The organism is Myxococcus xanthus (assembly GCF_013116825.1).
Taxonomy (GTDB): Bacteria; Myxococcota; Myxococcia; order Myxococcales; family Myxococcaceae; genus Myxococcus; species Myxococcus xanthus_B.
In genome coordinates, this window is the sequence record NZ_JABFNS010000066.1 from 40,484 (window position 1) to 47,219 (window position 6,736).

Genomic DNA, 6,736 nt, shown 5'->3' on the forward strand with positions numbered 1-6,736 from the left:
CCCGGCCCGTTCCTGACGAAGGGACATCAGACGGCCGCGGACAGGCCGCCATCCACGTTGATGGCCGCGCCGCTGATGTAGCCACCACGGGGCGACAGCAGGAAGGCCACGGTGTCCGCGAACTCCTCCGCCTTCCCCACCCGGCCCAGCGGAATCCCGGCGTGACGCGCCATCTCCTGCTGGAAGGACTCCACGGGCTTGCCCACCTCCTTGGCACGACGCGCCCACTGGCCACTTTCGATGATGCCCACCAGCACCGCGTTCACCCGGATGGCGTGGGGGCCCAACTCCTTGGACAGCGCCTTCGTCAAGGCGAGCCCCGCCGCGCGAGACACCGACGACGGCGTGGAGTTTGCGCCGGGTGTCTTCGCCGCGATGGCCAGCACGTTGACGATGGCGCCGCTCCCCGACTCCTTCAGGAAGGGCAGCGCCTGCCGCGAGGCACGAATCGCCGCGAAGACCTTGAGCTGGAGGTCGGCCTCCCACTCCGCGTCACTCACCGAGGCGAAGGGCCGGCCCGCCGCGGTGCCCGCGTTGTTCACCAGCCCGTCAATGCGCCCGAAGCGCGCGTGGGCGGCATCCACGAAGTGCTCCACCTCCCACGCACGCGACACGTCAGCCTGGACGGTGAGCACGTCCCCACCCTCGGCGCGCAGGGCCGCGGCGGTGGCCTCCAGCCGCTCCGCCCCACGGGCACAGAGCGCCACCTTCGCGCCCTCCCGGACGAGCCGCCGGGCCACCGCGGCGCCCAGCCCCTCCGAGCCACCCGTCACCAGTACCACCTTGCCACCCAGTTCCAGGTCCACGTGCCACCTCCTCGCGGCCAGCGCCGGGCCGTGCGAGGCGACTGCACCTCGCACGGGGCCGGGACGTCGGACGTCACGTCATCAAGCGGGCTGCTTCACCAGGTGCCGCTTCTGGTCGAAGGCCGCCAGCGTCTGGGCGATCTCCTCGTTCACCGCCCGCAGCATGTCCTGCTTCTCCCGGAACGGGAGGAAGGCGCTCTTGAAGCCGGAGACGAGGATGGTGGTCAGGTCCTCCAGCGACAGGCCCAGCGCGGAGTGCGCCGTCCACAGCTCCTTGGTCACCGTGGTGTCGGTGATGAGGCGGTTGTCCGTGTTGATGGTCACCCGCAGGCCGTAGTCGAAGTAGAACTTCAGCGGGTGCGCCGACAGGCTCGTCACGGCGCCCGTCTGCACGTTGGAGGTGGGGCACACCTCCAGCGGGATGCGGTGGTCGTTGACGTAGTTGAGCAGGTCCCCGTCCTCGCGCAGCCGCGTGCCGTGGCCGATGCGGTGCGCGCCCAGGTTGTGGATGGCCTGGGAGATGGACTCGGGGCCATATGCCTCGCCCGCGTGCGCGGTGCAGTTGACGTTGTTCTTGAGGATGAGCTGGAAGGCGTCCCGGTGGTCCTTCGCCGGGAAGCTCGCCTCCGCGCCGGCCAGGTCGAAGCCGATGACGCCGCGGTTCTTGTAGGCCACCGCCAGCTCCGCCAGCCGCATGGACGTCTGCGGGTTGATGTGGCGGATGCCGCAAACGATGACGCCGCACTTGATGCCCGTCTCCCGCTTCGCGGCGCGCAGGCCCTCCAGCACGGAGTCGATGACCGTGGTCATCTTCAGCCCCTTCTGCAGGTGCAGCGCGGGCGAATAGCGGACCTCCAGCCAGCGCACGTTCTCCGCGGCGGCGTCCACGGCCAGCTCGTACGCGGCGCGGTAGAGCGCCTCGGCCGTCTGGAGCACGGAGAGCGTCACGTCGAAGGCGACGAGGTACTCCTCCAGGCTCTCGCACACCTCGCCCATGTGGATGGCCTTGGCCAGCCCATCCTCGGTGTCGGCGAGCAGCTTGATTTTCTGCTGCTCGGCCAACTCCAGGATGGTCTTCAGGCGCATGGACCCGTCCAGGTGGCAGTGGAGGTCCGTCTTGGGCAGCGCGCGCAACAGCTCTTCCGTCACCGCCAGCGTGGGCGGCGGCACGAAGTCCGTCCGGCGGGCGGACGAAGGAATGCCGGTGGCGCTGGGAATCTCGTCATCACGAATGGTAGGCATGGTCCAAGTTCCTTCCTTGCGTCATCCTCCAAACCATGTCGTCTCGCGCCTGTCCATGCACGCCCTTGCTACCCGCCCTGGCGCTGACATTGGTGGCCGCCATGGGGTGCCGGGAGCCCGCGACGAGCGACTTCCGCCATTCCACGGACGCCTCGTCTCGAGCGGGGCTGGTGGCCCTGCCGGACGGCGTCCTCACCGCCAATGAGGCGGGCACCGTCGTCCGCCTGGAGCGGACCGGCCAGGTCTCCTGGCGGGCCGCCCTGGACAGAGAGGTGGCGACACGCCCGGCCCTGCTGGGAGACAGCGTCATCGCCGGGACAGTGGGCGGTGACCTGGTCCGGCTGAGCCTCGCGGATGGCGCGGTGCAATGGCGCCTCACCGGAGAGCCCCCTGTCCTTACCGCACCCGTGGCGGACGCGGAGGGGAAATTCGTCTTCCTGGTCGCGCCGGATGGGTCCGTCCGCTCCCTCTTCACGGACACGGGGAAGACGGACTGGGAGCGGCCCCCACCCGAAGGAAAGGCCGAGCCGGCGGCCGCGCCCCGTGGCTTTCCCGTGCCGGTCCTCCAGGACGGCCTGCTGGTGGTGGCGCTGGGTGACGCGGGGCTGATGGCCCTGGCCACCCAGGATGGGGCGAAGCGCTGGCAGCGAGACCTCCGGGACGTGCTGGGGATGACGTTGTGGCGGGACACGCTTTACGTGAGCACCCGCCAGGGCCACGTCCTGGCGCTGCGGCTCGGGGACGGCACGTCTCTGTGGGAGCAGGCCCCCGCGGAGGCCCTGAGCAGTCCCCCCTCGCTGGCGCTGGGAACGGTGTGGGTCGGCACGGCTGGGAAGCCCTCCGCGCTCGTCGGCCTGTCCCCTTCGGACGGAAAGGAGGTGGCGCGCGTCACGCTGCCCGACCCGCTCGTCTCGGAGGTGACGCCGGTGAGAGAGGACCTGCTGCTGGTACCCACCAGCGGGCGTCAGGGACGGCTCATCGCGTTGAACACGACGACCTGGGCGCAGGCCTTCTCGGTCCGCGCGGACACGCCGCTGCGCACCCGCCCCGTGGTACTCGGCGACCAGGTCATCGTCCTGGGACTGGATGGCCGCGTGCTGTCGTGGCGGCTGCGCAAGACCGACCCTTGAGCCTTCAATCAGGACGCCGCCGCGGGCTTCACCACGCTCGCAGCGTCGACAGTGAGCGCTCCACGCGGGCGGACAGCGTGCCGTAGTCCCGCTCGGGCGCGGAGAAGGTCACCAGGACGAAGCCATCCTTTCTGGGCACGAAGTACACCAGCGTGCGCGCGCCGCCCGTCTGTGAGAATTCGTAGCGCGCCACGGGACCCACCGGGAGCGTACCCTCCGTGTCCTGAAGCAGCTTTCCGGGCGCCTTCAACCCCGCCGCCGTCAGCACGGCCTCCGGGCCTGCATCCAGGGCGGGCGCCGCGCCGCGCACCGAGCGCAGCTCCAATCCTCCGTCAAAGCGGGCCAGCGCCGGGGGCCCGGCCTCCACGGAGCGCAGGTCCATGCCCGAGGGCGGCTCGTACTGCACACCGAGGTCCTGCGAGGAGAAGCTCCGCGAACAGCCGAAGCCACACCACACCAGCAGGAGGCACCAGGTCAGCGAGGCGAGTCTCACGCGCCAGACTCTGCCACCAGCGCATTCGCCCTGTCAGGCGCGCGGGTCTTCTTTTGTCGCTCCCACACGTCTCCAAACCGGCCCGACCACTCGGGTGCCCCTTCTCAGCCCGGTATCAGGAAACGGGCGATGATGCGTTTGAGGCCCACGCCTCCGCCGAACTCCACCGTCACCTTCGCGTTGGGGCCGTTGCCGTCCGCGGACACCACGCGGCCCACGCCGAACTGCTCGTGGCGCACGCGCATGCCGCGCACGTCCCCGCCCACGCCGTCCATGTCCGACGCCTGCGAGTACGAGCGGTCGATGCGCGGCCCGTCGTCCTCGTCCCAGGTCCGCTTGCGCTGCGTCGAGGGCACCATGGGCCTGGGCGCTTCGGGGACCTCCTGCTCGCTGATGCCGAACAGCGCCGGCGGCACATCCCGCAGGAAGCGGCTGGGCGCGTTGTAGCGCAGCTCACCGAACAGCGAGCGACACTGCGCCAGACTCACGAAGAGCCGCTTTCGCGCGCGCGTGAACCCCACGTAGCAGAGGCGCCGCTCCTCGGCCATCTCCTCCGAGGGCTCCCCCTCCGCCGAGGCGACCTCGTTCAGGAACGTGGACTCGGACTTCACCGCGCGCGAGTGCGGGAAGACGTTCTCCTCCATGCCGGTGAGGAAGACGGCGTCGAACTCCAGGCCCTTGGCCGCGTGCAGCGTCATCAGCGCCACCCGGCCCTCGCCCACCTCCGCGTCCGCCTCGCCCACCAGCGAAATCTGCTCCAGGAAGGCCTGCAGCGCCGGCACGTCCGCCGTCAGCGGGGCCGCGTCCACTTCGGGAGGAACGTCGCTGGGGGGATTCGCCGCGGCCGCCACCGCCGCGGCCGCCCGGTTCAGGTCGAACTCCTGCGCCGCGCCCAGGAACTCGCGGAGGTTCTCCGCGCGCGTCTGAGACTCGTCGCTGCCCTCGGACTGAAGCGTCTCCACCAGCTTCGTCTCGCGCAGCATCTGGTCCACCGCGCCCGCTGCTTCCTCGTTCGTCTGGGCGAAGGCCGTCAGGGACTCCAGCAGGTTGCGGAAGCCCTTGAGCCGCTTCACCGCGGCACCATTGAGCGCGGGAATCTGCTCCGGCTGGGACAAGGCCTCGTAGAGGCTCACGCCGCGCGCGTTGGCGAAGTCCGTCACCCGCTCCACCGTGGTGTCGCCAATGCCACGCGCCGGAATGTTGATGATGCGCAGCAGGTCCGCGTCCGAGCGCGGGTTCACCATCAGCCGCAGATACGCGGAGGCATCCCGCACTTCCGCCCGGTCATAGAAGCTGCGTCCGCTCACCAGGGTGTACGGGACGCGCGCCAGGCGCAGCGCCTCTTCCAGTACGCGGCTCTGCGCATTGGCCCGGTAGAACACCGCCATGCTGGAGAGCTTGATGAAGCCCTCCCGCTGCAGCGCCAGAATCTGCCGCGCCACCTCCTGCCCCTCGGCCCGCTCATCGCGGTTGAGCATCAGGTTGAGCGTCTGGCCCCGCTGGCGCTCGGACCAGAGCTTCTTCTCCATGCGCCGCGTGTTCTTCCGGATGACCTCATGCGCCGCGTCCAGGATGTTCTGGTCGGAGCGGTAGTTCTGCTCCAGCTTCACCACCTTCGCGCCGGGGTACTGCCGCGGAAAGCCGAGGATGTTGTCCACGTCCGCGCCACGCCACCGGTAGATGGACTGGTCGTCGTCGCCCACCACCACCAGGTTGGCGGAAGGGGGCGGCGCCAACTGCTTCAGCAGCGCGTACTGCACCGGGTTGGTGTCCTGGAACTCATCCACCAGCACGTGGTGGAAGCGGCGCCGGTAGTTCTCCAGCACGTCCGGCCGGGTGCGGAACAGCGTCACCAGCAGGAGCAGCAGGTCTCCGAAGTCCACCGCGTTGGCCGCGCGCAGCCGCTCCTGGTAGGCCGCGTACACCTTGCGCACCAGTTGGCCCCGCTCGTCGCCGGGCGCGACCTGCATGTGCTCCGGGAGCCGGGCCGCGTTCTTCTCCTGGTCGATGCGGTGGAGGATTTCGCGCGGCTGCATGGACTCGATGCCCGCCTCGCGCATGGCGCGCTTCACCACGTTGAGCTGGTCCGAGTCGTCGTAGATGACGAAGGAGCGGGTGAGCCCCACGTGCTCCGCCTCTCGGCGGAGAATCTGCGCCGCCGCCGAGTGGAAGGTGCTCACCACCAGCTCGTTCGCCTGGGCCCCCAGCAACTGCACCAGGCGCTCGCGCATCTCCCGCGCCGCCTTGTTGGTGAAGGTGACGGCCAGGATGCGCCACGGGTAGACGTTGTGGACCTTCACCAGATACGCCACGCGCCGGGTGATGACGCGCGTCTTGCCGCTGCCCGCCCCTGACAGGACGAGCAGAGGGCCGTCACCATGCAACACGGCCTCACGCTGTGGCGCATTGAGGTCTTCGAGGAGGGCGGATTCGTGTGGGTTCGCGGGAGACATTCGGGAGGGAACCCATGCTTCTAACGTCTTTCCCCCACCAATGGGCGCCCTTCCGCGGTCCCGCCCGGCCGCTCGGCCCCCAAGGCATGCGGTGCGCTTATATAATGGTGCGACTCCATGTCCGACTCCACGTCCGGCGCCCCTTCGAGCCCTTCCCAGGCTGACCTGGACCGTTACGCCGAGCAGTTCTCCCAGAGCCTCACCCTGCGCCTCTTCGGCGCGCAGCTCAGCTTCCCGGAGGGCCGGAAGGTGGTCGTCACCATCCCTGAACTTCGGCCCGAACACCGGGGCGGCGCCGGCAGCGCCAGCGCCGTCAACGGAGGCATCCTCGCCGCCCTCTTCGACTACGCCGTGGGCTGCACCGGCGCCCTGGTGGACCCGGGCCGGCGCTGCGCCACCGTGCAGTTGTCCATGAGCTTCGAGCGCGCCGTCACCGGCGACAGCCTGCGCGTGGAGTCCGAAATCGACAGCCAGACGGTGTCGCTCCTCTTCGCCACCGCCCGGGTGTACGACGGTGAAGGCCGTGTGTGCGGCCGCTGCCAGGGCGTGGTGAAGCTCTCCAACCTCCGCTGGGCGTCGGGAGACAGTCCCGCGGTCAACTGACCCTTGCCC

6 protein-coding genes are annotated in these 6,736 nt (G+C 69.7%); 2 read left to right on the forward strand and 4 right to left on the reverse strand.

Going from position 1 to position 6,736, the window contains the following annotated elements:
• Positions 1-26: 26 nt before the first annotated feature.
• Positions 27-806 (reverse strand): SDR family oxidoreductase, encoded by a 780-nt coding sequence (locus HNV26_RS20150; protein WP_140788604.1) that lies wholly within the window; start codon positions 804-806, stop codon positions 27-29.
• A gap of 81 nt (positions 807-887) precedes the next feature.
• On the reverse strand, positions 888-2,048 hold the full coding sequence (add, locus tag HNV26_RS20155; protein WP_140861241.1) for an adenosine deaminase: 1,161 nt from the start codon (positions 2,046-2,048) through the stop codon (positions 888-890).
• Between the two features lie 35 nt (positions 2,049-2,083).
• Between add and HNV26_RS20160 the strand changes: the two genes are divergently transcribed.
• Entirely contained in the window at positions 2,084-3,178 is a 1,095-nt protein-coding gene (locus tag HNV26_RS20160) for an outer membrane protein assembly factor BamB family protein (RefSeq protein ID WP_171441846.1), read from the forward strand.
• 28 nt (positions 3,179-3,206) lie between these two features.
• On the opposite strand, the gene HNV26_RS20165 is transcribed toward HNV26_RS20160, so the two are convergent.
• Together HNV26_RS20165 and HNV26_RS20170 are read right to left on the reverse strand one after the other, a co-directional pair.
• A complete protein-coding gene (locus tag HNV26_RS20165; RefSeq protein ID WP_171441845.1) occupies positions 3,207-3,671 on the reverse strand; it encodes a hypothetical protein in 465 nt (154 codons plus the stop codon).
• Positions 3,672-3,775: 104 nt separating this feature from the next.
• Positions 3,776-6,124, reverse strand: a complete 2,349-nt coding sequence (locus HNV26_RS20170) for an ATP-dependent helicase (protein ID WP_171441844.1) — start codon at positions 6,122-6,124, stop codon at positions 3,776-3,778.
• A 117-nt stretch (positions 6,125-6,241) separates the two neighbouring features.
• On the opposite strand from HNV26_RS20170, the gene HNV26_RS20175 reads away from it, so the two are divergent.
• Positions 6,242-6,727 (forward strand): PaaI family thioesterase, encoded by a 486-nt coding sequence (locus HNV26_RS20175; RefSeq protein WP_171441843.1) that lies wholly within the window; start codon positions 6,242-6,244, stop codon positions 6,725-6,727.
• Positions 6,728-6,736: the final 9 nt, after the last annotated feature.

What these genes read in the sequence shown, in the direction of transcription:
- HNV26_RS20170 (WP_171441844.1), bottom strand. Translation starts at nt 6,124, where the DNA reads ATGTCTCCCGCGAACCCACACGAATCCGCCCTCCTCGAAGACCTCAAT.
- add (WP_140861241.1), bottom strand. Translation starts at nt 2,048, where the DNA reads ATGCCTACCATTCGTGATGACGAGATTCCCAGCGCCACCGGCATTCCT.
- HNV26_RS20160 (WP_171441846.1), top strand. Translation starts at nt 2,084, where the DNA reads ATGTCGTCTCGCGCCTGTCCATGCACGCCCTTGCTACCCGCCCTGGCG.
- HNV26_RS20175 (WP_171441843.1), top strand. Translation starts at nt 6,242, where the DNA reads ATGTCCGACTCCACGTCCGGCGCCCCTTCGAGCCCTTCCCAGGCTGAC.